Origin of the sequence: Pseudomonas protegens, assembly GCF_003363755.1 — a bacterium.
GTDB lineage: Bacteria > Pseudomonadota > Gammaproteobacteria > Pseudomonadales > Pseudomonadaceae > Aquipseudomonas > Aquipseudomonas danubii.
Genome location: NZ_CP031396.1, coordinates 4487047 through 4511727 on the forward strand (window position 1 = coordinate 4487047; position 24681 = coordinate 4511727).

The following is a 24681-nucleotide window of genomic DNA, read 5'->3' on the forward strand; positions in this document are numbered from 1 at the left end:
ACTCAAGGCTTTAGTTGAAGGAATCGGTATGCGGCTGGACCCTGCCACGGGTTGGTGTCACGGCGTACGGCACTGCCCGTCAGTCAATTTCAATGAACGCCCGGCAGGCGAGATCTCCCTGTTGGTGATTCATAACATCAGTCTGCCGCCGGGGCAGTTCGGCACCGGCAAGGTGCAGGAATTCTTCCAGAATCGCCTTGATGTCACAGAGCATCCCTATTTTGCCGGGATCGCCGACTTGCGCGTGTCTGCGCATTTTCTGATCGAACGTGACGGCGCGGTCACTCAGTTTGTCTCTTGTCTGGATCGGGCCTGGCATGCCGGAGTGTCGAGCTTCGAGGGGCGGGACACCTGCAACGATTTTTCCCTGGGCATCGAACTGGAGGGCACTGACGAATTGCCCTTCACCGACGCCCAGTACCGTTCCCTGAGTGCCCTGACCAATCAATTACAGGCGGCTTTCTGCGCCATCACGCCACAACGGATTTGTGGTCATAGCGACATCGCTCCCGGGCGCAAGACCGACCCGGGCCAGGCTTTTGACTGGACACGTTATCGTGCCGCCTTGGAGAAGGGAGAAGGACAATGAGTTTTCTGGTGTTGCTGCTGGCGGTGTGGATCGAGAAATTCTCGGCCTTGCGCCAGCGGGTGCAGCGCGACGGTTGGTGGCTCAAGGAGTTGGCGCGGCTGGAGGCCAGCCCGCGTCTGGCGGGGCATCCATGGTGCCTGTTGCTGGTGCTGGTATTGCTGCCGGTGGCCTTGCTCGGTCTCTTGCTGCTGGTGCTGGAGCCGGTCACCTATGGACTGTTGGCCCTGCCGGTGCATCTGCTGGTGGTGATCTATGCTCTGGGCCGGGGCGATCTGCTCGGTGGCCTCGGGCCGTTTCGCGATGCCTGGCGCCGTGAAGACTTGCAAGCAGCAGTGCATGTGGCCAAGCGTGACCTGAACATTGACGCCGACAATGGCGAGCAACTGCTCGAACGGGTCCAGGGCTATCTGCTGTGGCAGGCCTTCCAGAGCTTCTTCGTGGTGATCTTCTGGTACTTCCTGCTGGGCCCGGTGGCGGCCTTGAGCTATCGCCTGCTGGCGCTGGCTACCGAGTACGGCAAGAATCCCGCTCTGGTGGAGCGTGCGGCGCAGTTGCGCCATGCCTTCGACTGGTTGCCGGTGCGCCTGCTGGCGGCGAGCTTCGCTCTGGTGGGCAACTTCGTGGCCGTGAGCCGGGTGATGCTCCACGAGTTGCTCAACTGGCACATCAGCGCCGCGCAACTGGTAGAGAAGGTCGGCCTGGTGGCCGCCGAGATTCCTCCGCCTTTGGCCGGGCCCGAAGGCATCAATAGCCTGGACCGCATCTGGGAGCTGCAGCTGCGGGCGGCTGTGCTCTGGTACGCCGGTTTTGCCCTGTGGACCGTTCTCGCCTGAATCTGTGCCCCTGGCGCAGCGAGCCAGTCTGGCTCGCTGCGCCAGCCCGGGCCACGGGCTCGATCCACCGCCCCGATCCACCGCCCATGCGCGGTTAACTTTAAGTTACAAAACCTCCCCCCAAATTGAGCTATACAGACGGAGCGCCGAATAGTGGCTTTCTGCTGCCTTCGCCTGCCGGCCCATAACAATAAAAGAAAAGGGAGACTTCCTTGTGAAGAGCTTGCTCTATCCCGCTGTCGCGCTGATGAACCGCCTGAGCTTCGGCATGAAGTTCAGCCTGATCAGCGTGCTGTTCTTTGTGCCCATGCTGGTGACCAACTTCTATCTGGTACGCGACTCCTACCGGGAGTTCCAGGGCACCCGGGTCGAACTGCAAAGTCTCGACCTGTTGGGCAGCAGCCTGGCTCTGCGCCGGGACCTGGAGACCCTCAACAACCTGGTGCAGATCAACGCCAGCCTTGGTCAGTCCGGCAAGGCAGGGGATCTGGAGGGCAAGATAGTCGCCCTGGAAAAGTCCGTGCTCGAGCGCATGCAGGCTCTTGAGGCCGTCACCGTCGATCCCCAGCAGGTCGAGGTGTTCAACGCCAAGCGCGACGAGCTGGTGGCGGCCTTCAAGGCCCAGCAGGTGGAAAGCTCGCTGCTGAACAAAAGCGGGCTGATCGGCAAGCTCCTGGGCAGCGCGCAGTTGTTCAGCCAGATCATCGCCAGCCAGTCGGGCCTGAGCCGCGATGCTCAGAGCGATATCCGCCAGCTCAGCGAGCTGATCACCAGCGTCACCCCGCAAGTCACCCAGACCCTGGGAGAAGGTCGGGCCATGGGCGCCTATTCCCTGGGCCAGGGTTTTCTCAACTCTTCATCCAGCACCCGCTTCGACGAGCTGCTGGTGCAGATCGAAAAGCTTCAGGCCGAGTACGGACTCAAGCTGCAGGATGCCCTGGGCTCCAGCCGCGCCGCCCACGACGCCCTGGACAGCCTGGCCAGTGCCAGCAAAGGCAGCCTCAAGCAGGCCAGCGAACTGTTCGAAGAGCAGGTGGTGATGGCCGATACCCTGGACGCGCCCTGGCAGGGGTTCTACGACCAGATCAGCAGCCTGATGTCGCAGAACTATCAACTCAACGAAGGCACCTTGAAGTTCCTTGATGTCGAGCTGCAAAAACGCCTGCAGCAGAACCGCAGCCACATGGTGCTGCTGGTAGCGGCCCTGGCCCTGGTGTTTCTCTCCATCGTTTATCTGTACGGCGGCTTCTATGCCTCCACCCGCACCACCCTGCGCCAACTGGGGGCGATGATGGACAAGGTGGCGGCGGGGGACATGACCGTCACCTTCACCGCCCACAGCCGTGATGAGCTGGGCGAACTGGGCAGTGTGTTCAACGGCACGGTGCGCAAGATCCACGACCTGATCGAACGGGTCGGCCATACCGTCAGCGAAGTTGAGCGCCAGGCTGGGCAGGTGGAAAGCGTCTCGGCTCAGAGCAATCAGGCCGTGGCTGGCCAGCGCAGCCAGATCGAACAAGTGGCCACGGCCATGAACCAGATGTCCGCCACCTCCCAGGAAGTGGCCCGCAGCGCGGCAGCGGCGGTCAGCAGTGCCCACAGCGTCAACGACGAAACCATCAGCGGCCGTGGGCTGGTGGAGTCCCAGCAAGACAGCATTGCTCGCCTGGCCAGCGAGATCGATCAGTCAGTGCGGGTGATCAACCAGTTGGCCAGCGACAGCCAGTCCATCAGTCGGGTGCTGGAAGTGATCAAGAGCATTGCCGAACAGACCAACCTGCTGGCCCTGAATGCCGCCATCGAGGCCGCCCGCGCCGGCGAGCAAGGCAGGGGTTTTGCCGTGGTGGCCGATGAAGTGCGGACCCTGGCCAAGCGCACTCAGCAATCCACCGAAGAAATCGAGGAAATGATCGGCAAGCTCCACGGCGGCGTCGGCGCGGCGGTCAAGGCCATGGGCAGCAGTCACGCCATGGCCAATGGCACGGTCGACCAGTCGGAAAAGGTTCAGCAGGCCTTGGAAAACATCCTGGGTGCGGTAGGCATGATCGTCGACCAGAACCAGCAGATCGCCGCCGCCGTAGAGCAGCAGACGGCAGTGGCCCACGACATTGACCAGAACATTGTCGAGATCAATCGCGCCGGTGAACGCACTGCCGAAGGCGCGCACCAGACCGAGGATGCCAGCCGCCAGCTGTCGGCCCAGGTGGTGCAGTTGAAACAGCTGATTGGGGCTTTCCGCGTCTGACCTGGGAGGAGGCGATCGTTACGGCGTGCCTGAGGGCCAGCCGAACAGCTCACAGGCATTACCGGTGCTGGCCCTGGCCAGTTGCTCGGGAGCGATACCGATGATGTCTGCCAGGGCGCTGCAGATCGCCGGTAAATGCTGCGGACTGTTGCGCTGGCCGGGAAACATGGCGGGCGCCATGTCCGGCGAGTCGGTCTCCAGCACCACAGAGTCCAGGGGCAGGTCGGCAAGGACCTTGCGCAGGCGCAATGCCTGAGGCCAGGTAGCGGCGCCGCCCAGGCCCAGCTTGAACCCCAGCTTGATGTATTCCCGGGCTTCCTCGCGGCTGCCGGCAAAGGCGTGGATGATGCCGCCGCGCTTGAGCTTGAAGCGCTTCAAGGTGGCGATCACCGCGGCGTGACTGCGCCGCACGTGCAGCAGGGCGGGCAAGTGAAAGTCCGCCGCCAGCTGCAACTGGGCCTCGAACAGCGATTGCTGGCGCTCGCGGTCCAATTGCGCAAGAAAGTAATCCAGGCCGATCTCGCCCACCGCGCACAGCTGAGGATGCCCTGCCAATCGCGTCAGCCAGTCCTCCAGTTGCTGGAGGTCGGCGGGTTGATGAGCGTCCAGATAGACCGGGTGCAGGCCAAAGGCCGCGTACAACCTGGCATCGCTCTGCACCAGGTCCCAGACCCGCTGCCAATTGGCCTGATAGACCCCCAGCACCACCATTCGCGAGACGCCCCGGGCGCGGCTGTCGACCAGCAGCGCCTCACGGTCATCGTCGAAATCCGGAAAATCCAGATGGGTGTGGGTGTCGATCAGTTCCACGGATCAAGCCTGCCGGATGCGCTGTTTGAAGGTCCGGGCGATGGCCTGGACGCCGGGCTGGTATTGCCCTTCTTCGATGGCGGCCAGGGCCAGTTGCAGGGCTTTTTCGGCGATCAGTTGATGCTGCTGGGCCATGGCGTTGACCGGCAGCGGCAAGAAGTCCAGCAACTGGGTATCACCGAAGGTGCCCAGGCGCAGCGGCCGGGATTTGAGCGGGAAGTCGTGCAAAGCATCGAACACCCCCTGCAGCAGCACATAGGAGGTGGTCACCAGGGCATCCGGCAGGTGGCCCAGGCGCTGCAGCAACTCCTCCATCAACTGCCGGCCGCACTCACGGCTGAAGGCTTCGCCATGCTCGATCAGTACCTCACCGGCAAAGCCTTGCAGGGCCTGGCGGAAACCGGCGGCGCGCTCCTGGCTGATGCTCAGTTCCGGGCGCGCGCCGATCAGCACGATCTGCTTGGGCTCGGGCTCAAGCAGGCTCTGGGTCAGTTGCAGGCTGGCGTGCAGGTCGTCGCTGATCACCGAGCAGAACTGCTGCGCCGGCATCACCCGGTCGATGGCGATGATCGGCAGGCCCTGGGCCTGCAATTGCTCATAGCTGTCGTCTTCGGCTGGCAGGCAGCTGGCGACGAATAGCGCATCGCAACGCCGCGCGCGAAACAGCTGGAGCAATTGCCGCTCGCTGTCCGGTGCGTCGTCGGAGCTGGCGATCAGCAATTGATAGCCCCGGGCCCGGGCGCCTTGCTCCAGCAGCTTGGCGATGCGCGCGTAGCTGGGGTTTTCCAGGTCCGGAAGAATGAACCCCAGGGTCCGGGTGTGCCGGCTGCGCAAGCCGGCGGCCTGGGGGTTGGGGGTGAAGCCGTGTTCCTCCACCACCGCGCGCACCCGTTCCACGGTGGCGTTGCTGATGCGTTGTTGTTCGGCCTTGCCGTTGATGACGTAACTGGCGGTGGTAACGGACACACCGGCCAGGCGAGCGATATCACTGAGTTTCAACCCGGGATTTCCTTGTTTTTGGTGCTTGCCCCGACATTTTCGCCAATCCTACCTGATCTGGGCAGGCGACCAACGTCGGAACCGGCCATCGAGCGGAAGGACTTCAAGGCGCCGAGATTATCGAGTAACTTAGCAAACTTGCTAGATTAAACGTTTCAGCAGGCGTATTTTCTAGGCTAGATCATAAGCGGAAAAACACCTCTGCCCGGTAACAAGTCCCGTTTGTGGCCATAAACACGCCTACGCTGCTTACTTAAAACAATACCTAGCGCCGCCACCTGCCGCGCTAAATAGGAGAAGCCATGCTCGAGCTCACTGTAGAGCAGATATCCATGGGCCAAACGGCTGTGGATAAGTCCGCGGCGCTGCATTTGCTGGCCGACAAACTGGTGGCTGACGGCCTGGTGGCCGAAGGTTATCTGGCCGGCCTCAAGGCCCGCGAAGCCCAGGGCTCGACCTTTCTCGGCCAAGGCATTGCCATCCCCCACGGCACCCCGGAAACCCGCGATCAGGTGTTTGCCACCGGCGTGCGCCTGCTGCAGTTTCCCGACGGTGTGGACTGGGGCGACGGGCAGATCGTCTACCTGGCCATCGGCATCGCGGCCAAATCCGACGAGCATTTGCGCCTGCTGCAACTGCTGACCCGGGCCCTGGGAGAAACCGACCTAGGCCAGGCCCTGCGTCGTGCCAGTTCCCCGGAGGCCCTGCTCAAGCTGTTGCAGGGGGCGCCCCAGGAGCTGGCGCTGGACGCGCAGATGATCGGCCTCGGGGTGGCGGCGGAAGATTTCGAAGAGCTGGTCTGGCGCGGCGCCCGCCTGCTACGCCAGGCCGAGTGCGTGAGCAACGGCTTTGCCGCGGTGCTGCAACAGGTGGATGCGCTGCCCCTGGGCGACGGCCTGTGGTGGCTGCACAGCGAGCAGACCGTGCTGCGCCCCGGGCTGGCGTTCGTCACCCCGGACAAACCCATCCGCTACCTGGGCCAGCCCCTGAGCGGTCTGTTCTGCCTGGCCAGCCTGGGGGAAGCCCATCAAGCCCTGCTGGAGCGCCTGTGTGCGTTGCTGATCGAAGGCCGGGGCCAGGAACTGGGCCGCGCCACCAGCCGTCGCGCGGTGCTGGAAGTGCTCGGTGGTGAGTTGCCCGCAGACTGGCCCAGCGCCCGCATTGCCCTGGCCAACGCCCACGGTCTGCATGCGCGCCCGGCCAAGGAGCTGGCGCAGTTGGCGAAGAATTTCGAGGGTGAGATCCGCATCCGTATCGCCGATAGCGCGGCTTCGGCGGTTTCGGTGAAAAGCCTGAGCAAGCTGCTGAGCCTGGGTGCCCGACGCGGCCAGGTGCTGGAGCTGATTGCCGAACCGAGCATTGCCGCCGATGCCTTGCCGGCCCTGCTGGCGGCCATCGAAGCCGGCCTGGGCGAAGCCGTCGAGCCCCTGCCGGCGGCCAGCGCCCCCCGGGAAGAACCGCAGGAAGTCGTGGTGCCGATCAGCGCCCCGGCTTCCGGCAGCCTGATCCAGGCCATCGCCGCCGCTCCCGGCATCGCCATCGGCCCGGCCCACATCCAGGTCCAGCAAGCCATCGACTACCCGCTGCGGGGCGAGTCCACCGCCATCGAGCGCCAGCGCCTGCAGCAGGCCCTGGCCGACGTGCGCCAGGACATCGACGGGCTGGTCCAGCGCAGCAAGTCCAAGGCCATTCGCGAGATCTTCATCACCCACCAGGAAATGCTCGACGACCCCGAGCTGACCGACGAAGTGGACACCCGCCTCAAGCAGGGTGAAAGCGCGGAAGCGGCGTGGATGACCGTGATCGAAACCGCCGCCAAGCAGCAGGAAGCCCTGCAGGATGCCTTGCTCGCCGAACGCGCCGCCGACCTGCGGGACATCGGCCGTCGGGTGTTGGCGCAACTGTGCGGCATCGAAACCCCGGCCGAGCCGGACCAGCCCTACATCCTGGTGATGGACGAAGTCGGTCCCTCGGATGTCGCGCGCCTGGATCCGGCTCGCGTCGCCGGCATTCTCACCGCCCGCGGCGGCGCCACCGCCCACAGCGCCATCGTCGCCCGGGCCCTGGGCATTCCGGCCCTGGTGGGCGCGGGCGCCAGCGTGTTGCTGATCAAGTCCGGCACGCCCCTGCTGCTGGACGGCCAGCGCGGTCGCCTGCATGTCGACGCCGACAGCCACACCCTGCAGCGGGCCGCCGAGGAACGTGACACCCGCGAGCAACGCCTCAAGGCCGCCGCCGAGCAACGCCATCAACAGGCCCGCACCACGGATGGTCACGCGGTGGAGGTGTTCGCCAACATCGGCGAAAGCGCCGGTGTCGCCGCCGCTGTGGAAAACGGCGCCGAAGGCATTGGCCTGCTGCGCACCGAACTGATCTTCATGGCCCATCCCCAGGCCCCGGACGAAGCCACCCAGGAAGCCGAATACCGCCGCGTGCTCGATGGCCTCGCCGGGCGTCCGCTGGTGGTGCGCACCCTGGACGTGGGCGGCGACAAACCGCTGCCTTACTGGCCGATCGCCAAGGAAGAAAACCCCTTCCTCGGCGTGCGCGGCATCCGCCTGACCCTGCAGCGGCCGCTCATTATGGAAGCGCAATTGCGTGCGCTGCTGCGCTCGGCGGACAACCGCCCGCTGCGGATCATGTTCCCCATGGTCGGCAGCGTCGAAGAATGGCGCCAGGCCCGGGACATGACCGAGCGCCTGCGCCGGGAAATCCCGGTGGCCGACCTGCAACTGGGGATCATGATCGAAGTGCCGTCCGCCGCCCTGCTGGCGCCGGTGCTGGCCAAGGAAGTGGACTTCTTCAGCGTCGGCACCAACGACCTGACCCAATACACCCTGGCCATCGACCGTGGCCACCCGAGCCTGTCCGCCCAGGCCGACGGCCTGCACCCGGCGGTGCTGCAACTGATCGACATCACCGTGCGCGCTGCCCATGCCCACGGCAAGTGGGTCGGGGTCTGCGGCGAGCTGGCGGCCGACCCGCTGGCGGTGCCGGTGCTGGTGGGCCTGGGGGTGGATGAACTGAGCGTCTCTGGACGCAGCATCGCCGAGGTCAAGGCGCGGATTCGCGAGCTCAGCCTGACCCAGGCGCAAACCCTTGCTCAACAGGCTTTGGCCGTCGGCAGCGCCCATGAGGTGCGTGCCCTAGTGGAGGCCATGTAATGGCAAAGATTCTCACCCTGACCCTCAACCCGGCGCTGGACCTGACGGTGCAGCTGGCCCGCCTGGAGGTCGGGGAAGTCAACCGCAGCAACGCCCTGCACAGCCACGCGGCAGGCAAGGGCCTGAACGTGGCCCAGGTGCTGGCCGACCTCGGCCACCAGCTGACCGTCAGCGGCTTTCTCGGGGAAAACAATCCACAGGCGTTTGACGCGTTGTTCACCCAGCGCGGCTTTGTCGATGCCTTTATCCGCGTACCCGGCGACACCCGCAGCAACATCAAGCTGGCCGAAGACGACGGGCGCATCACCGATATCAATGGCCTCGGGCCCGAGGTCAGCGAGGCGGCGCAACAGGCCTTGCTGGAGCGCCTGGACCAGATCGCCCCCGGGCATGACGCGGTGGTGGTGGCCGGCAGCCTGCCCCGAGGGATCAGCCCCGAATGGTTCCAGGCGCTGTTGCTGCGCCTGAAAAGCCTGGGCCTGAAGGTCGCCCTCGACACCAGCGGCGCCGCCTTGCGCGCCGGTCTGGCGGCGGGGCCCTGGCTGATCAAGCCCAACACTGAGGAACTGGCGGACGTCCTCGGCAGCCCGGTGCTTGGCGTGGCGGTGCAGGCCGAGGCGGCGCGCCTTCTGCTGGCCCAAGGCGTCGAGCACGTGGTGATCTCCCACGGTGCCGAGGGCGTCAACTGGTTCAGCGCCGCGCCGTCCCTGCAGGCCCTGCCACCCAAGGTCAGCGTGGTCAGCACCGTGGGCGCCGGCGACTCGCTGCTGGCGGGCATGCTCCACGGCCTGCTCGGCGCCCAGCCGTTCGAACAGACCCTGCGCACCGCCACGGCGATTGCCGCCATGGCCGTGACCCAGATCGGTTTCGGCATCAGCGACAGGGCCCAACTGGCCCGGCTGGAGCAGGGGGTGCGCGTGCACCCCCTCCTAGAACAATAAGAGGGTTGCGTATGAAGTTAGCCATTATTACCGTCTGCCCCAACGGCATGGTCACCAGCGTACTCTGCGCCCGCCTGCTGGACGCCGCGGCCCAGCGCCAGGGCTGGAGCACCAGCGTGGAAGTGCACGATGACGCACACCCCGAACGCCAACTGTCAGCGGCCACCATTGAGGCTGCCGAGTGGGTGCTGGTGGTCAGCACCGGGCCTGTGGACCTGTCGCGTTTTGTCGGCAAGCGGGTCTACCGCAGCACCCCGTCCCAGGCCCTGCAGGACGTCGATGCGGTGCTGCGTCGCGGCGCCGAAGAGGCCCAGATCCATGTCGCCAGCCAAGCCAGTGCCGAGCCGCTGGTCGAGGCCGGCCAGCGCGCGCCGCGCCTGGTGGCGATCACCGCCTGCCCGACCGGCGTGGCCCACACCTTCATGGCTGCCGAGGCCTTGCAGCAGACCGCCAAACGCCTGGGCTACGACCTGCAAGTGGAAACCCAGGGCTCGGTGGGCGCGCGCAACCCGCTGAGCGCCGAAGCCATCGCTGCCGCCGACGTGGTGCTGCTGGCGGCGGACATCGAAGTGGCCACCGAGCGTTTTGCCGGCAAGCGCATCTACCGCTGCGGCACCGGCGTGGCCCTCAAACAGTCCGAGGCCACCCTGAACAAGGCCCTGGCCGAGGGCCAGCTGGAGTCCACCGCGCCAGGCGCCGCGACACAGGCCAAGCAGGAAAAGACCGGAGTCTACAAACACCTGCTGACCGGCGTGTCGTTCATGCTGCCGATGGTGGTGGCGGGCGGCCTGATGATTGCCCTGTCCTTCGTCTTCGGCATTACCGCCTTCAAAGAAGAGGGCACCCTGGCCGCGGCCCTGATGCAGATCGGCGGCGAGACCGCCTTCAAGTTGATGGTGCCGCTGCTGGCCGGTTACATCGCCTACTCCATCGCCGACCGCCCGGGTCTGGCGCCGGGAATGATCGGCGGCCTGCTCGCCAGCACCCTGGGCGCGGGTTTCATCGGCGGCATCGTCGCCGGCTTCCTGGCCGGTTATGCGGCCAAGGCGATCAGCCAATATGTGCGACTGCCGCAAAGCCTGGAGGCGTTGAAGCCGATCCTGATCATCCCGCTGCTGGCCAGCCTGTTCACCGGGCTGGTGATGATCTACGTGGTGGGCAAACCGGTGGCGGGCATGCTCGCGGCGCTGACCCACTTCCTCGACAGCATGGGCACCACCAACGCCATTCTGCTGGGGGTACTGCTGGGCGGGATGATGTGCGTCGACCTGGGTGGGCCGATCAACAAGGCGGCCTACGCGTTCTCGGTGGGGCTGCTGGCGTCCCAGAGTTATGCACCGATGGCCGCGACCATGGCCGCGGGCATGGTGCCGCCGATTGGCTTAGGGATTGCCACCTTCATTGCCCGACGCAAATTTGCCCAGACCGAACGCGAAGCCGGCAAGGCCGCCCTGGTATTGGGCCTGTGCTTTATCTCCGAAGGCGCAATCCCGTTTGCCGCCAAGGACCCGCTGCGAGTGATCCCGGCGAGCATTGCGGGCGGCGCCCTGACCGGGGCCTTGTCGATGTACTTCGGCTGCAAACTGATGGCGCCCCATGGCGGCCTGTTCGTCATGTTGATCCCGAATGCAATCAACCATGCGCTGCTGTACCTGCTGGCGATTGTTGCAGGGAGTCTGCTGACGGCGGTTGTCTATGCCCTAGTGAAACGACCAGAGACCGTCGAACTGGCCCTGGAACCGGCCAAGGCGGCCTGACCTCCACGGCACTTCCGTTGCGGCGCAATCCCGCAACGGCACCCGCTGTAGCCGCTGCCGCAGGCTGCGAACGGCTCCGTAGGAGACGCGGCGATCTTGAAGACGCCTGAGGTTCGTCGGGACATCGCCAAGCAAGGCCCTGCGGTCCTTTTCGCAGCTTCGCAGGCTCAGCAGCGGCTACAGGCGGCTTCGTGTAGCCGCTGCCGTAGGCTGCGAACGCTCTGGGCGGCACCCCGTCGCAGGAGATGCGGCGATCTGAAGGACGCTAGACATTTTGTGTCCATTTCGAGAGCAAACTCAGTCACAGGCATAGGCTGCTGTCGGCCAAGTCTCTTTCTTTTGTAAGGCGTTTCCGAGACACTCCCTGGCGCTTGCGGCTGGGTACTCGGCTCTCTAGGCTCGGTTCGTCACTGAATGTTCAGTGATCGGGTTTAGCAGCCTGATTCCAAGACACGCAAGTATGGCCCCTGTCCCGGTTGGCTTTTGGCCTGCCGAGTTCTGTTATGGCGGCTGTGCGTGGGGCGCCCTCGGGTGCGCCGGATTCCTTGGACCGGTCTGCTAACCCGCGTACAGCTGCCAACTTACGTTTAGCAGCGTCAGGTGGTGGCTCCACCCCAAGGAGCTGCACCATGAAAAAGATCGTCCCCGATCCGCCTGTTTCCCATTCTGTTTCCCGTCGTAATCCCGACCACGATCTGGCCAACGAAGTCATTCGCCGTGCGCTGGCCAACACCCGCGTAAACGGCTCGTTGATTGTGGCTCTGCACCCCACCGCCGCGGGTCCTGCGGGCACCGACTCGCCCTTCACCGTCCGCCCCGGCATCAGCGCCGAGGAAGCCTTGCTTCACGTGTCCATGTTGCTCAAGGCGGCCGAGGAGGTGTCCGACGAGATCACCGAGCGGGCCAGGGGCATCGAGCGCGGCCTGATCTGGTCCCTGGTGCATTCGGTGGAAATGGCCCGTGGCGTGGTCGATGCCTTGCTTGATGGCAATCGCCACGCTTCCTCTTGAGCGCTTAGCTAGCCGCTTTTTTGTGGCGAGGGAGCAAGCAGCCTCGCCACCGTCCTGTCACACCCCCTTCATCCCCGCTGACTAAGGTTGCCTTTTGACCATTGTCAGGGAGTCACCATGAGCGAGTTCAACCTCGGCCGTCGTCGGATCATGCAAATCGCCGGGGCGGGGCTGTTGCTGCCGAGTCTGGCGCCGGCGGTGATTGCGTCGGTCAAGGATCGGCCGCAGCTCACCGATGGGGTGCAGTCCGGGGATCTGCTGGGGGATAAGGCGATGATCTGGAGCCGCAGCGATCGACCGGCGCGGATGGTGGTGGAGTGGGACACGCGAAGCATGTTCAGCAACCCTCGGCGTTTCATCTCGCCCCTGGCCGATGCGCGGACCGACTTCACGGCGCGGGTGGAGTTGACCGGGTTGCCGGCCGATCAGGCGATCTTCTATCGGGTGACCTTCGAGGATGCGCAATCCGGTGTGGCCAGTGAGCCGTGGTTCGGCCATTTGCGCAGTGTGCCGACGCAACGCCGGGACATCCGTTTTGTCTGGAGCGGCGACACGGTGGGCCAGGGTTTCGGCATCAACCCGGACATCGGCGGCATGCGTATCTATGAAGCCATGCGCCTGCGTTTGCCGGACTTCTTTATCCACAGCGGCGACACCATTTACGCCGACGGCCCGGTGCCGGCGCAGTTGACCGTGGAGGGCGGGCGCATCTGGCGCAATATCACCACCGAGGCCAAGAGCAAGGTGGCCGAGACCCTCGACGAATACCGGGGCAATTACCGCTACAACCTGATGGACGAGAACCTGCGTCGCTTCAACGCCGAGGTGCCGCAGATCTGGCAGTGGGACGACCACGAGGTGGTCAACAATTGGTCGCCCGGCAAGCAGTTGGACGAGCGCTACGCGGTCAAGGACATCCAGACCCTGGTGGGCCGCGCGCGGCAGGCGTGGCTGGAATATGCGCCGATGCGTCGGCAGAGCGCCGATGGCGGCGGGCGGATTTACCGCAAGCTCAGCTATGGGCCGCTGCTGGATGTGTTCGTGCTGGACATGCGCAGTTATCGCGGCGCCAACGATGACAACCTCGGTGGGGCGAAACCCTTCCTGGGCCGTGAGCAGCTGGATTGGTTGAAGCGTGAACTCAAGGACTCTTCGGCCCAGTGGAAAGTGGTGGCGGCGGACATGCCCATTGGCCTGGGTGTACCGGATGGTGAAGTCAGCCCCGGGGTGGCGCGTTGGGAGGCCGTTGCCAACGGCGACCCGGGACCGGCCCAGGGCCGGGAGTTGGAGATTGCCGAATTGCTGGCGCATCTGCGCAAGCATCAGGTTCGCAACCATGTGTGGCTGACGGCGGACGTGCATTACTGCGCGGCTCACCATTACCATCCGGATCGCGCGGCGTTCCAGGATTTCGAGCCCTTCTGGGAGTTTGTCGCCGGCCCGCTGAATGCCGGGAGTTTCGGGCCCAATGTGCTGGACAAGACCTTCGGCCCGGAAGTGGTGTTTCAGAAGGCGCCGCCGGCGCAGAACACTTCGCCCTTTGCCGGTTTTCAGTTCTTTGGCGAAGTGCAGATCGACGGGCAGACGGCAGAGCTGAAGGTGATCCTGCGGGACCTGGATGGCGTGGCGGTGTACGAACACAACCTGCAACCGGTGTAACTCTCCTCGCCAGCACCCTGTTCCCTAGGAGCCGTCTTGCCGGCGAAGAGGGCCTTAAGCCTTGCGCTGTTCTGACGGGCGCCTTCGCTGGCAAGCCAGCTCCTACGGAGGGGGCAGCAGGATCGATGTAGGAGCCGGCTTGCCGGCGAAGTGTCTGACGCCTCAGTAGACGTCGCGGCGGTAGCGCCCCTGTTCGATCAGGCGTTCGACCTGGTCTGCGCCCAGTACCTCGTTGAGCACCTGATCCACCCCTGAAGCCATGCCCTGCAAGCTGCCGCAGATGTAGATCGCGGCGCCGTCGGCCAGCCATTTTTTCAGTTCGTCGGCCGCTTGGCGCAGGCGGTCCTGGACGTAGACCTTCTCGGCCTGGTCCCGGGAGAACGCCAGGTCCAGGCGGCTCAGGTCGCCCCGGGTGCGCCATTCCTGCAGTTCATCCTTGCAGTAGAAATCATGTTCGGCGTTGCGCTCGCCAAAGATCAGCCAGTTGCGTTGCTGGCCCTCGGCGATCCGTGCCTTGAGCAAGCTGCGCAGGCCCGCCAACCCGGTGCCGTTGCCCAGCAGAATCAGCGGGCAAGGTTCGGCCGGCAGGTGGAAGCCGCTGTTGCGGCGCACCCGCAGGCTGATGCTGGAACCTACCGCGGCATGCTCGGTGAGCCAGCCGGAACCAATCCCCAGGCTTCCATCGGGGTGGCATTCCTGACGCACCAGAAGTTCCAGGCAGCCGTCGGCGGCAATCGAGGCGATGGAGTATTCGCGCATGCTCAGGGGCACCAGTGCGTCCACCAGGGCCTGGGCATGCAGCCCCACCAGATGGCTGCGGTTGTCTGGTAGCTGGCGGCTGCCCAGGGCCTGTTCCAGGCTTTCTTGCAGGCCATCCAGTTGCACCGGGGTGTTGCCGGAGAGGCCCAGGCCGGCGAGGAAGTCCGCCACCGCGCCGCGGCTGTTGCGTGGCATGACTTCCACCAGATCCCCGGCCAGCCAGCTACTGGTACTGGGGGCCAGCAACTGCAGCAGGTAGACCCCGGAACCGCTGCTTTCAGGGTTGAGCAGGGTACGGGTGTTCAAGGTCCAGTTGTCGAAGGCCGGGGCCTGCCATAGGTCCACGGGAGCCTGTCCGGTCAGTTGGCCCAGTTGCTGTTGCCAGTGGCGCAGGGCGTAGCTGTCGCCGCTGTCCACTTCGATGGGAGCGAACAGAGTGCTGGCGCCCTGGTTCGCCAGCCAGTCGTGCAGGCGCCGGGCAAAGCCGCAGAAGTGCTGATATTGGCGGTCGCCGAGGCCGAGCACGGCGTATTGCAAGCCCGCAAGCGGTAGCTCGCGGCCCAGCAGTTTGCGTTCGAAGCCGCGGGCGCTGTCTGGGGCTTCGCCGTCGCCGAAGGTGCTGACTATGAACAGCGCGCGTTGGGCGCTGCGCAGATCCTGTTCGCTGAGGCTGGCCAGCGACTGGACTTTGGCGCTGACCCCGGCGGCTTGCAATTGCCCGGCAGTCTGCCAGGCCAATTGTTCGGCAAAGCCGCTCTGGCTGGCGAAACCGATCAGCCACGCGGAGCCATCGTCGGCGCTGCTTTCCAGGCCTTGGCGTGCGTTCTTGATCTGGCGCTTTTTGCGCCGGCGATCCAGGTACAGCAGCCAGCCGGTGACGAAGAACAGCGGCATGCTCAATGAGGCCAGGGTCAGCACGATGCGTCCGATCAGGCCGAAGTAGCTGCCCACGTGCAGGGCGTAGACGCTGGTGAGCAACTGCGCCTTGAGGCTCTTGTCGGCGTAGCGCTCATGACGGCTGATGACCCCGGTGGTGGGGTCCAGGGTCAGCTGGTTCAGCGCTCGATCGTGGGGCGAGTCCTTGAGCAGGTAGAACACTGTCGCCGGCTGGCCGGCCACGGCGGGCATGCGGATGTTGTAGGCGCTGAGGTCCTTGCCGGCAGCGCTGTAGAGGCTGCTCCACAGGGCGTTGTAGTCCGCCACGGGGGCGGGGCCCTTGGGCGGTGGGCCACCGCGACCGCCGCGCTGGCGTTCACTGTGTGGCGCGTCAGAGAGCAGTTTGGTCAGGCCCTCCCGGTACCAGTCGTAGGACCAGTACAGGCCGGTGAGGGCGAACAGCAGGTAGAACAGCAGGCACCAGGTGCCGAACACCGCGTGCAGGTCCCAGTTGAAGCCGCGGCCTTTCTTGGCCCAGTCCAGGGTCAGCCATACGCGCCAGTTGCCGACCTGGCGCGGCCAGCGCAGGTACAGCCCGGACAGGCAGAAGAAGATCAGGATCAGGGTGCAGGCGCCGGTGATCTGCCGGCCGGTGTCGCCGATGGCCAGGAAACGGTGCAGCTGCAGCATCAAGCCGAAGAAGTCCTGGCCGACCGCGTCGCCCAGGAACTCGCCGGTGTAGGGATCGAAGTAGCGCATCTGGCCGCGGCGTTCCCCCGGCGGCGGGGTGAAGAACACCCGTGCGGCGTTGCCGCTGTCGGTTTCCACCCAGAGCATGGACACGGTCTTGCCTTCGGCGGCCTGGATTTTGTCCACCAGTTCGGCGGGTGGCAGCACCCCGGCGGGGAGCTTGTCGACTTGCAGCACCGATGGGTTGAGGGCGCGCAGGATCTCGTCCTGGAACGACACCGTCGCCCCGGTGATGCCCATCAGGGCCAGGATCAGCCCCGCGCTGATGCCGAAGAACCAGTGCAGCTGGAACAGGGTTTTCTTCAACACGTCACTCGCCTTGTTCGTCCAGAGAGAGAAAACACGGCGCGCAGTATGCCGTGGGTTGTCGAGAAGCATTCTTTTTTACACGCAAAAGCCCCAGGCATTGCAATGCGTGGGGCTTGGCGGCCTGTGGCGGGGGCCACAGGCGGTCGGGTGCTGGGTCAGAAGTGGAAGTTGGCGCTCATCAGGGCGGTACGGCCGGCGGCAACGTGGGCGTAGTGGGTCTGGAACACCTGGTCGAAGTAACGCTTGTCGGTCAGGTTCTGCACGTTGAGCTGCAGGTCGACGTTCTTGGTCAGCTTGTAGCTGGCCATGGCGTCGTAGCGCCAGTAGGACGGTATTTCCACCGAGTTGGCGATGTTGCCGAACTGGGAATCGACGAAGGTGGCGCCGGCACCGACGGTGAGGCGTTCCGGGATCAGGTCATAGGTCGACCACAGGGTGAAGTTGTTCCGTGGCGTGCTCGGGGTGTGGTTGCCCTCGTCCACCGCCAGGGTGGTTTTCACCACTTCGCTTTCCATGTAGGTGTAGCCGCCGTAGACCTTCCAGTTGCGGGTCAGCTTGCCGCTATAGGTCAGCTCCAGGCCATTGACCCGTTGTTCGCCGTCCAGCACCTGGGTGGCGCCGCCATCCGGATCGTTGATCCGCGCATTGGTTTTCTCGGTGCGGAACAGGGCGGCGGTCAACGACAGATCGTCATCGAAGAAGTCCCACTTGGTGCCCACTTCATAGTTGCGGTTCTTTTCCGGGTCCAGGCTGCTGTTGTTCGCCGCCAGGTCCAGGCCACCGTTGCCGCTGGTTTCACCCGCCGGGTTGCTGGAGGTGGAGTAGGCCGCGTAGACGCTGCCGTTGGGCAGCGGTTTGTAGACCACGCCGATCTGGTAGTTCCACAGCTGCGAGTTGTTTTCGCGGGCGAACTCGCCCACTGGGGCACGGGTGGCGTAGCCGCTGGAACGGGTCTGGTAATCGTCGAAACGCAGGCCCAGGTTCAACGACCATTGCTCATTGAACTTCAGGGTGTCGAACACGTAGGCCGCAGCGGTCTTGGTGTCGGTATCGGTGTAGGCCGCGCTGTCCTTGATGGTGCCGTTCCAGCCGGCGCCCGGTGTCGGGTTGTTGAGGCTGGTGCAGTCGCCATTGGCGATCAGGGCCGCGTTACAGGTGCTGCCGTTGACCGCCGAGGTCACGTCGTAGGCCCGGTTGTGGGTGTCCACGTAGGAGAACTCGATGCCGGTCACCAGGCTGTGCTCGATGAAACCGGTGTCGAACTTGGCGCTCAGGTCGGTCTGGTTGGTCCAGCCCTTGGAGGTCGAGTTGCGGCTTTTCGGGCTGCGATAGACGGTGCCGTTGGCGACGTTGCCACGGCTGTCGTCCGGGTTGGTGACGACGTAGTCCAGGGTCGAGCGCGACAGGCGGAAGCTGTTTGACAGGGTCAGGTTGTCGTTCAGGTCGTGTTCGATCTTGATCGTGCCGCTGTCTTCGCTGGTCTTGCGGTAGTCGCGGCCGGTGAGGCCGTAGAAGTTGTCACGATTGACGCTGACAGGTTTGTCGACGTTGTACTTGCTGCGGCGGGTGCCGCTGTTGGTCAGCGGGATGCCGTAGTCCGGAATGTCGTCGGTGTTGAGGTGGTAGTAACCCACGTTGACCCGGGTGTCGGTGCCCAGGCCGAAGGCGAAGGAGGGCGCCACGCCCCAGCGGCTGACTTCCACGGCGTCGCGCCCGGCAACGTTGGCCTCGTGCTTCATCAGGTTCAGGCGGAAGGCCGAACTGTCGGTCATCTGCTGGTTGAGGTCCAGGGTGGTGCGTTTGGTCTGGTCAGAGCCCCAGGTGAACCCCCCGTTGTAGGAGTTGCCCAGCTTGGCGGTCTTGGAGATCAGGTTCAGGCTGCCGCCGGTGGAGCCGGCGCCGGTAAAGGCCGAGCCTGGGCCCTTGCTGACTTCGATGGACTCGACGTTGAAGATCTCCCGGCTTTGCGAGGCCGGATCACGCATGCCGTCGATGAACACGTCGCTTTCGGCGTTGAAGCCGCGAATGATCGGGCGGTCACCGGCCGGGTTGCCGCCTTCACCGGCCCCGAAGGTAATCCCGGGCGTGGTGCGCAGGGCATCCACCAGGCTGGTGGCCGCAGTGTCGCGCATCACTTGCTGGGGAATGACCGTCACGCTTTTCGGCGTTTCCCGCAAGGGTGCTGTGTATTTTTTCGAGGAGGAGGTGTCGACCTTGTAAGACGTCTGTTCCTGGGCCTCACCAGTAATGCTGGTGGCTTCCAGGGCAATGGCCTTGCCCGCCGTCTTTTGCTGGGTGTCTTGCGCGGCCTGGACCATATGGCCCGCGGAGCCGGCGGTAATCGCCACGCCAATGGCGGAGGCCAGCAGGCGCGGTGAACTGACAGCGGATGGTGGTTGTTGGCGTGACATGGTGGTTCCCCTCCCCAAGGATTTGAGGTCGCGGAATATAGGGGAAAGAAACAATCGTTATCAATTGCGAAACGTTACTATTCGCGCTGAATTTACAATCTTTACAATTTATCCTTACGGTTTTTGCGCGCTCATTCGTCACCGGGTTTTACACAGTCAATAAGAATCAATACCATTGACGACCTTTCGCTGCTCAGGTACCTGGCCATGTTGCTGCACATCCCCGGCGTGTTCACCCGTGATGAAGTGGGGCGCATCCGCGAAGCCCTGGAGCAGGCGGACTGGGCGGATGGCAAGATCACCGCCGGTTACCAGTCGGCCAAGGCCAAGCACAACCTGCAGTTGCCCGAAGGGCACCCGCTGGCCCAGGAGATCGGCGCGGCGATGCTCGATCGCCTGTGGCAGAACCCGCTGTTCATGTCCGCCGCCTTGCCGCACAAGGTGTTCCCGCCGCTGATCAACTGCTACACCGCCGGCGGCAGTTTCGACTTCCATATCGACAACGCCGTGCGCCAGCCCAAGGGCAGCCCGGAGCGGGTACGCACCGACCTGTCGTCGACCCTGTTCTTCAGTGATCCCGAGGATTACGACGGCGGCGAGCTGGAGATCCAGGACACCTACGGCCTGCAGCGGGTCAAGCTGCCGGCGGGGGACATGGTGCTGTACCCCGGCACCAGCCTGCACAAGGTCAACCCGGTGACCCGCGGCGCTCGCTATGCCTCCTTTTTCTGGACCCAGAGCCTGGTGCGCGAAGACAGCCAGCGCGCCTTGCTGTTCGAGATGGACGGAGCGATCCAGGAATTGACCCGGGATGTGCCCGAGCATCCTTCGCTGATCCGCCTGACCGGCACTTATCACAACCTGCTGCGGCGCTGGGTCGAGGTGTAGGCGGTGACTGTTCAACTTCGCCGCGAGGAAGTCCTCGACGGCGCGCAACTGAGCGCCATGCTCCAACAGAGTCCGGCCCGTGCAGCCCAGGCGATATTGGTGGCGGCCCGAGAGGGTCTGGTGGAGGCCCAGGCGCTGCTGGGACAGATCCTCCTCGACGGCCACGGCATCCAGCAGGATCAACCCCTGGCCTTGCGCTGGTTCGAAATCGCCGCGCGACGTGGGCACCTGATGGCGCGCAACATGCTCGGCCGCTGCCATGAGCACGGGTGGGGTTGCCCGGCGGATGCCGCCCGCGCTGCCGGGCATTATCGATTGGCCGCCGAAGCGGGGCTGGACTGGGGGCTGTACAACTACGCCAACCTGCTGGCCACCGGCCGTGGTGTGGCGCAGAACCACGCCCTGGCACTGGCCTGCTATCGCCGTGGGGCAGAGCTGGGGCATGCCAAATCGATGAACCTGCTGGGGCGTTACCTGGAGGAAGGGCTGGTCTGCTCGGCTGACCCCGAGGCGGCCCGTGACTGGTACCGACGCTCGGCCGAAGGCGGGGATTTCCGTGGACAGTTCAGCTACGCGGCGGTGCTGGCGGATGCCGGTCGTATCGACGAAGCCGTGGATTGGCTGCAGCAGGCGCTAGCTGGCGGCAATCTGAATTTCCTGCGGGTGGCTTGCGCTGCGTTGCTCAATGCCACGCATCCAAAGATTCGCGAACTGGCCCAGGCCTATCAGCGGCGGGCAGCGCAATTGGCGGATGAACGGGATGGCGAGCAGCTTACAGACTTGGCCTGAGTGGGGATGACGCAAGGAAAAGTCTCATGAGTGATTCCCAGGTCTCTTTTGGCCCGCCGTCTTTCAATGTCGCCACTCGCAGGACACTGGAAGCAATGGCCGATGTCGATTGCGCAAGAGTGATCGACCATCAGCAAGTCGTGGCGTGGGCTGCGAGCTTGAGTCAGCCTTGTCCTTTGCCAAAACCGCCGCCACAAAAAGCCAAAAGCCCATGACACGTCATGGGCTTTTTCTTGCAGCTTGCCGCTAGCAGCTAGCCACTGTCCTTACAGGTAAAACGCCTTCAGCGGCGGAAAGCCGTTGAATTCCACCGCGCTGTAGCTGGTGGTGTAGGCGCCGGTGGACAGCCAGTACAGGCGGTCGCCGATGGCCAGGTTCAGCGGCAGGCCGTACTTGTAGTTCTCGTACATGATGTCGGCGCTGTCGCAAGTTGGGCCGGCGATCACCACTTCTTCCACTTCGCCTTTCTTCTCGGTCCAGATCGGGAACTTGATCGACTCGTCCATGGTTTCGATCAGGCCGGAGAACTTGCCCACGTCGGTGTAGACCCAGCGCTCGACGGCGGTGCGGGATTTACGCGCCACCAGCACCACTTCGCTGACCAGGATGCCAGCGTTGGCAATCAGCGAACGGCCCGGCTCGAGGATGATTTCCGGCAGCTCGTCGCCGAAGTCTTCCTTGAGGAAGCGGATGATTTCCTCGGCGTAGGTTTCCAGGCTGTTGGTACGGGTGATGTAGTTGGCCGGGAAGCCACCACCCATGTTGATCAGTTTGAGCTCGATGCCGTCTTCTTCCTTCAGGCGTTCGAAGATCACTTTGACCTTGGCGATCGCCGCGTCCCAGACGCTGATGTCGCGCTGTTGCGAACCCACGTGGAACGACACGCCGTAAGGCACCAGGCCCAGGTCGCGGGCGAGGATCAGCAGGTCCATGGCCATGTCGGTCTGGCAGCCGAACTTGCGCGACAGTGGCCAGTCGGCGGTGGTGGAGCCTTCGGTGAGGATGCGCACATAGACTTTCGAACCCGGGGCGGCCTTGGCGATGTTGCGCAGGTCGGCTTCGGAGTCGGTGGCATACAGACGCACGCCCTTCTCATAGAAGTAGCGGATGTCCTTGGATTTCTTGATGGTGTTGCCGTAGCTGATGTTGGCCGGGTTGACGCCGCGGCCCAGCACTTTGTCCAGCTCGTAGATCGAGGCGATGTCGAAGCTGGAGCCTTTTTCGTGCAGCAGGTCGATGATCTCGGCGGCCGGGTTGGCCTTGACCGCGTAGTAGACCTTGGCGAATTCGAAACCGGCGCGCAGGTCGTCATAGGCCTGGGCGATCATCTGGGTGTCGATGACCACGAACGGGGTTTCTTGCTGGTCGGCGAACGCCTTCATTTTCTGAAAGGTTTCGCGCGCAAAATAGTCTTCGACGTTAATCGACATGCGTTGGGAGCTCCTACTGGCAAACGTTAGAAATCAATGGGTGCAAATGAACGTCCTCCGTATCCCCACTTTGGTTCGCCTACTTCCCAAGGCATGTCGCCGAAAGCAAAAAGGCCATGGGAAAGTTTCCCTTGGCCTTGCTGTCTCGTCGTCAGTACTTGAGCCGGATGGATCGTTTCCAGCATGGACGTTCGGCGCGAACTTTAGGTGGTGAGGGGCCTGAGATCAACAAAAAATGTCGCGTTTTTGCACTTGTCTGACGTGCGTAAACGACACCTCTCTTTGTAGCCGACACAGATGACGGACAGATGTTCCCGAAGATTTTCCAGGTGTTAAAAATACCTGCACGTTCGACGCTGTTGCGCGCCAAGTGTCTGGAAAGTATGAAGGCGTCAACATCGGCGACGTTAGCGACGACAGGCTGGTCAGAGGGGGATCTTGGCTGTTTCGGGAGGTATCGCCTGACGGCGTTTGTGGGGGCGGCTGTTGATATTTTTTTCCGCCATGTAAGTGGGCCGAAAAACCAGTGGCGAGGGCGCTTGCTCCCGGTGAACTGCGCAGCAGTTCCACTCTTTTTGGCAAAGAGGGGCCGCTGCACGGCCCCGGGGCAGCAAGCGCCCTCGCCATAGGTTCGTTATTGGCTATTTATTGATCAGGCGACCACTGCCTCAGCCGGCGAGACGATGTTGGTCTTCATCCCCCGCGAACGCCCGGAGCTCAGGTAGGCCGCAATGGATTCCTGGGTCACCTCACCGAGAAATACCCGCTCGGCATCCAGCACCGGCAGCCATGAACGGTTGAACTCGTACATGCGCGACAGAAGAATCCGCAGGTGTTCGTCGTAGGCGGCGGTGGCGTTGAACTCCCGCAGGAACTGGGCGCAGGTGCCGGTCTGACGATGCAGGTCGCGACGACGTACATAACCCAGGGCCTTGTTCTCGGCGCAGGTCACCACCACGTAGCGGCGGTCATGTTCGTCCATCAGGTCCAGGGCCTCGGCTACCGGAGTTTCCGGGCTGACCGATGGGGCGTTGTCTGCCGCGTCTTCGGCCTTGACCAGCAACAGGCGCTTGAGGGTGCTGTCCTGGCCGACGAAGTTGCTGACGAAGTCGTCCGCCGGGTGGGCGAGCAAGGTGTCTGGGTGATCGATCTGCAGCAGCTTGCCAGCGCGGAAGATGGCGATCTTGTCACCCAGCTTGATGGCTTCGTCGATGTCGTGGCTGACCATGATCACGGTCTTGTTCAGCGCGCGCTGCATCTCGAAGAACTCGTTCTGGATCATCTCGCGGTTGATCGGGTCCACCGCGCCGAAGGGCTCGTCCATCAGCAGCAGCGGGGCGTCCGCCGCCAGGGCGCGAATCACCCCGATGCGCTGTTGCTGGCCGCCGGAGAGTTCCCGCGGATAGCGGTGCAGGTACTGCTTGGGTTCCAGCTTGATCATGCTCATCAGCTCGCGGGCACGGTCGTGGCATTTCTGCTTGTCCCAGCCCAGCAGCTTGGGCACCACCACGATGTTTTCCTCGATGGTCATGTTGGGGAACAGGCCGATCTGCTGGATCACGTAGCCGATGTTGCGGCGCAGGGTGACTTCGTCGAGGTCGGTGGTGTCCTCGCCGTTGATCAGGATCTTGCCCGAGGTGGGCTTGATCAGGCGGTTGATCATCTTCAGCGTGGTGCTTTTGCCGCAGCCCGAAGGGCCGAGGAATACGCAAATTTCGCCTTCATTGACGGTCAGGCTTACGGAGTCAACGGCGGTGATGGTCTTGCCGTTGCTTTGGAAGGTCTTGGTCAGCTTTTGAAGTTCGATCATTTGAGCAGTCCTTTTGGTGTCAGCGAGCGTTGCAGCCATTGCAGAAGCAGGTCGGCGAAGATGGCCAGGAGACTGACCAGTAGCGCGCCGACGATCAGCATCGACATGTCGCTGCGGCTGATGGAAGCAAGAATGAGTACGCCCAGGCCGCCGGCGCCAATGGTGGCGGCGATGGTCATGACGCCGATGTTCATCACCACGGCGGTGCGCACCCCGGCGAGGATCACCGGCACCGCGATCGGCAGTTCGACCATGCGCAGGCGCTGGCCGAAGGTCATGCCGATGCCGCGGGCGGCTTCGCGGATGCCCGGCTCGACGCCGGTCAGGGCCAGGTAGGTGTTGCGCATGATCGGCAGCAGGGAATAGAGGAACACCGCCGTGATGGCCGGCAGCGGCCCCAGGCCCTGGCCGAACTTGGAGTAGAACGGCAGCAGCAGGCCGAACAGGGCGATGGAAGGGATGGTCAGCAACACCGTGGCGCTGGCCTGCAACGGACCGGCCAGGGTCGGGAAGCGGGTCATCAGGATGCCCAGGGGCACACCGAAGACAATCGCCAGGGTCACGGCGATGCCCACCAGGGTGATGTGCTGCCAGGTCAGGTGCAGGACCTGGGCCCAATCGAGATGGGAAAAGGCGTTCAAGAATTCCATGT

18 protein-coding genes are annotated in these 24681 nt (G+C 64.0%); 11 read left to right on the forward strand and 7 right to left on the reverse strand.

Annotated features, from left to right (window positions below; all coding sequences use genetic code 11):
* Positions 1 to 28: 28 nt before the first annotated feature.
* The 3 genes from ampD (at position 29) to DWF74_RS31075 (ending at position 3667) form a co-directional block, all read left to right on the forward strand.
* Entirely contained in the window at positions 29 to 589 is a 561-nt protein-coding gene (gene ampD / locus DWF74_RS20255) for a 1,6-anhydro-N-acetylmuramyl-L-alanine amidase AmpD (RefSeq protein ID WP_115581585.1), read from the forward strand.
* Entirely contained in the window at positions 586 to 1422 is an 837-nt protein-coding gene (gene ampE, locus DWF74_RS20260; protein WP_115581586.1) for a regulatory signaling modulator protein AmpE, read from the forward strand. The genes ampD and ampE overlap by 4 nt, the downstream gene beginning before the upstream one ends.
* A gap of 1540 nt (positions 1423 to 2962) precedes the next feature.
* Entirely contained in the window at positions 2963 to 3667 is a 705-nt protein-coding gene (locus DWF74_RS31075; protein WP_372342434.1) for a methyl-accepting chemotaxis protein, read from the forward strand.
* A gap of 18 nt (positions 3668 to 3685) precedes the next feature.
* Here DWF74_RS31075 and DWF74_RS20270 read toward each other — a convergent pair whose 3' ends face one another.
* On the reverse strand, positions 3686 to 4477 hold the full coding sequence (locus tag DWF74_RS20270) for a TatD family hydrolase (protein WP_115581588.1): 792 nt from the start codon (positions 4475 to 4477) through the stop codon (positions 3686 to 3688).
* A 3-nt stretch (positions 4478 to 4480) separates the two neighbouring features.
* Positions 4481 to 5476: a catabolite repressor/activator gene (gene cra, locus DWF74_RS20275; protein ID WP_115581589.1), complete on the reverse strand. Its 996-nt coding sequence runs from the start codon at positions 5474 to 5476 to the stop codon at positions 4481 to 4483.
* 302 nt (positions 5477 to 5778) lie between these two features.
* Between cra and ptsP the strand changes: the two genes are divergently transcribed.
* The 5 genes from ptsP to DWF74_RS20300 all read left to right on the forward strand — a co-directional run bounded on the left by ptsP (position 5779) and on the right by DWF74_RS20300 (position 14007).
* The gene (gene ptsP / locus DWF74_RS20280) at positions 5779 to 8640 is read left to right on the forward strand and encodes a phosphoenolpyruvate--protein phosphotransferase (RefSeq protein ID WP_115581590.1); all 2862 of its coding nucleotides are present in this window, start codon (positions 5779 to 5781) and stop codon (positions 8638 to 8640) included.
* The gene (gene pfkB / locus DWF74_RS20285; protein WP_115581591.1) at positions 8640 to 9581 is read left to right on the forward strand and encodes a 1-phosphofructokinase; all 942 of its coding nucleotides are present in this window, start codon (positions 8640 to 8642) and stop codon (positions 9579 to 9581) included. Before ptsP ends, pfkB begins: the two co-directional genes overlap by 1 nt.
* Positions 9582 to 9592: 11 nt before the next feature.
* Positions 9593 to 11338, forward strand: a complete 1746-nt coding sequence (locus DWF74_RS20290) for a PTS fructose-like transporter subunit IIB (protein ID WP_115581592.1) — start codon at positions 9593 to 9595, stop codon at positions 11336 to 11338.
* Between the two features lie 629 nt (positions 11339 to 11967).
* Positions 11968 to 12348: a DUF6124 family protein gene (locus DWF74_RS20295; protein WP_115581593.1), complete on the forward strand. Its 381-nt coding sequence runs from the start codon at positions 11968 to 11970 to the stop codon at positions 12346 to 12348.
* Positions 12349 to 12465: 117 nt separating this feature from the next.
* The gene (locus tag DWF74_RS20300) at positions 12466 to 14007 is read left to right on the forward strand and encodes an alkaline phosphatase D family protein (protein ID WP_115581594.1); all 1542 of its coding nucleotides are present in this window, start codon (positions 12466 to 12468) and stop codon (positions 14005 to 14007) included.
* Positions 14008 to 14169: 162 nt separating this feature from the next.
* Here DWF74_RS20300 and DWF74_RS20305 read toward each other — a convergent pair whose 3' ends face one another.
* Together DWF74_RS20305 and DWF74_RS20310 are read right to left on the reverse strand one after the other, a co-directional pair.
* The gene (locus DWF74_RS20305; RefSeq protein ID WP_115581595.1) at positions 14170 to 16701 is read right to left on the reverse strand and encodes a PepSY domain-containing protein; all 2532 of its coding nucleotides are present in this window, start codon (positions 16699 to 16701) and stop codon (positions 14170 to 14172) included.
* A gap of 155 nt (positions 16702 to 16856) precedes the next feature.
* Positions 16857 to 19112 (reverse strand): TonB-dependent receptor, encoded by a 2256-nt coding sequence (locus tag DWF74_RS20310; RefSeq protein ID WP_115581596.1) that lies wholly within the window; start codon positions 19110 to 19112, stop codon positions 16857 to 16859.
* A 207-nt stretch (positions 19113 to 19319) separates the two neighbouring features.
* Between DWF74_RS20310 and DWF74_RS20315 the strand changes: the two genes are divergently transcribed.
* From DWF74_RS20315 to DWF74_RS20325, 3 genes are read left to right on the forward strand one after another with little or no spacing between them, the layout of a single operon-like run.
* Positions 19320 to 20000, forward strand: coding sequence for a Fe2+-dependent dioxygenase (locus DWF74_RS20315; protein ID WP_102861107.1), 681 nt, complete (start codon positions 19320 to 19322; stop codon positions 19998 to 20000).
* Positions 20001 to 20003: 3 nt separating this feature from the next.
* Positions 20004 to 20789, forward strand: a complete 786-nt coding sequence (locus DWF74_RS20320) for a tetratricopeptide repeat protein (protein WP_115581597.1) — start codon at positions 20004 to 20006, stop codon at positions 20787 to 20789.
* Positions 20790 to 20815: 26 nt separating this feature from the next.
* Positions 20816 to 21004, forward strand: coding sequence for a hypothetical protein (locus tag DWF74_RS20325; protein WP_102861109.1), 189 nt, complete (start codon positions 20816 to 20818; stop codon positions 21002 to 21004).
* Between the two features lie 51 nt (positions 21005 to 21055).
* On the opposite strand, the gene DWF74_RS20330 is transcribed toward DWF74_RS20325, so the two are convergent.
* The 3 genes from DWF74_RS20330 to DWF74_RS20340 all read right to left on the reverse strand — a co-directional run bounded on the left by DWF74_RS20330 (position 21056) and on the right by DWF74_RS20340 (position 24679).
* Positions 21056 to 22219 carry a type III PLP-dependent enzyme gene (locus DWF74_RS20330; protein WP_102861110.1) on the reverse strand — a complete coding sequence of 388 codons (1164 nt, stop codon included), beginning with the start codon at positions 22217 to 22219 and terminating at the stop codon, positions 21056 to 21058.
* 652 nt (positions 22220 to 22871) lie between these two features.
* A complete protein-coding gene (locus DWF74_RS20335) occupies positions 22872 to 24029 on the reverse strand; it encodes an osmoprotectant ABC transporter ATP-binding protein OsmV (protein ID WP_102861111.1) in 1158 nt (385 codons plus the stop codon).
* Positions 24026 to 24679 (reverse strand): ABC transporter permease, encoded by a 654-nt coding sequence (locus DWF74_RS20340; protein WP_102861112.1) that lies wholly within the window; start codon positions 24677 to 24679, stop codon positions 24026 to 24028. The genes DWF74_RS20335 and DWF74_RS20340 overlap by 4 nt, the downstream gene beginning before the upstream one ends.
* Between the last annotated feature and the right edge of the window lie 2 nt (positions 24680 to 24681).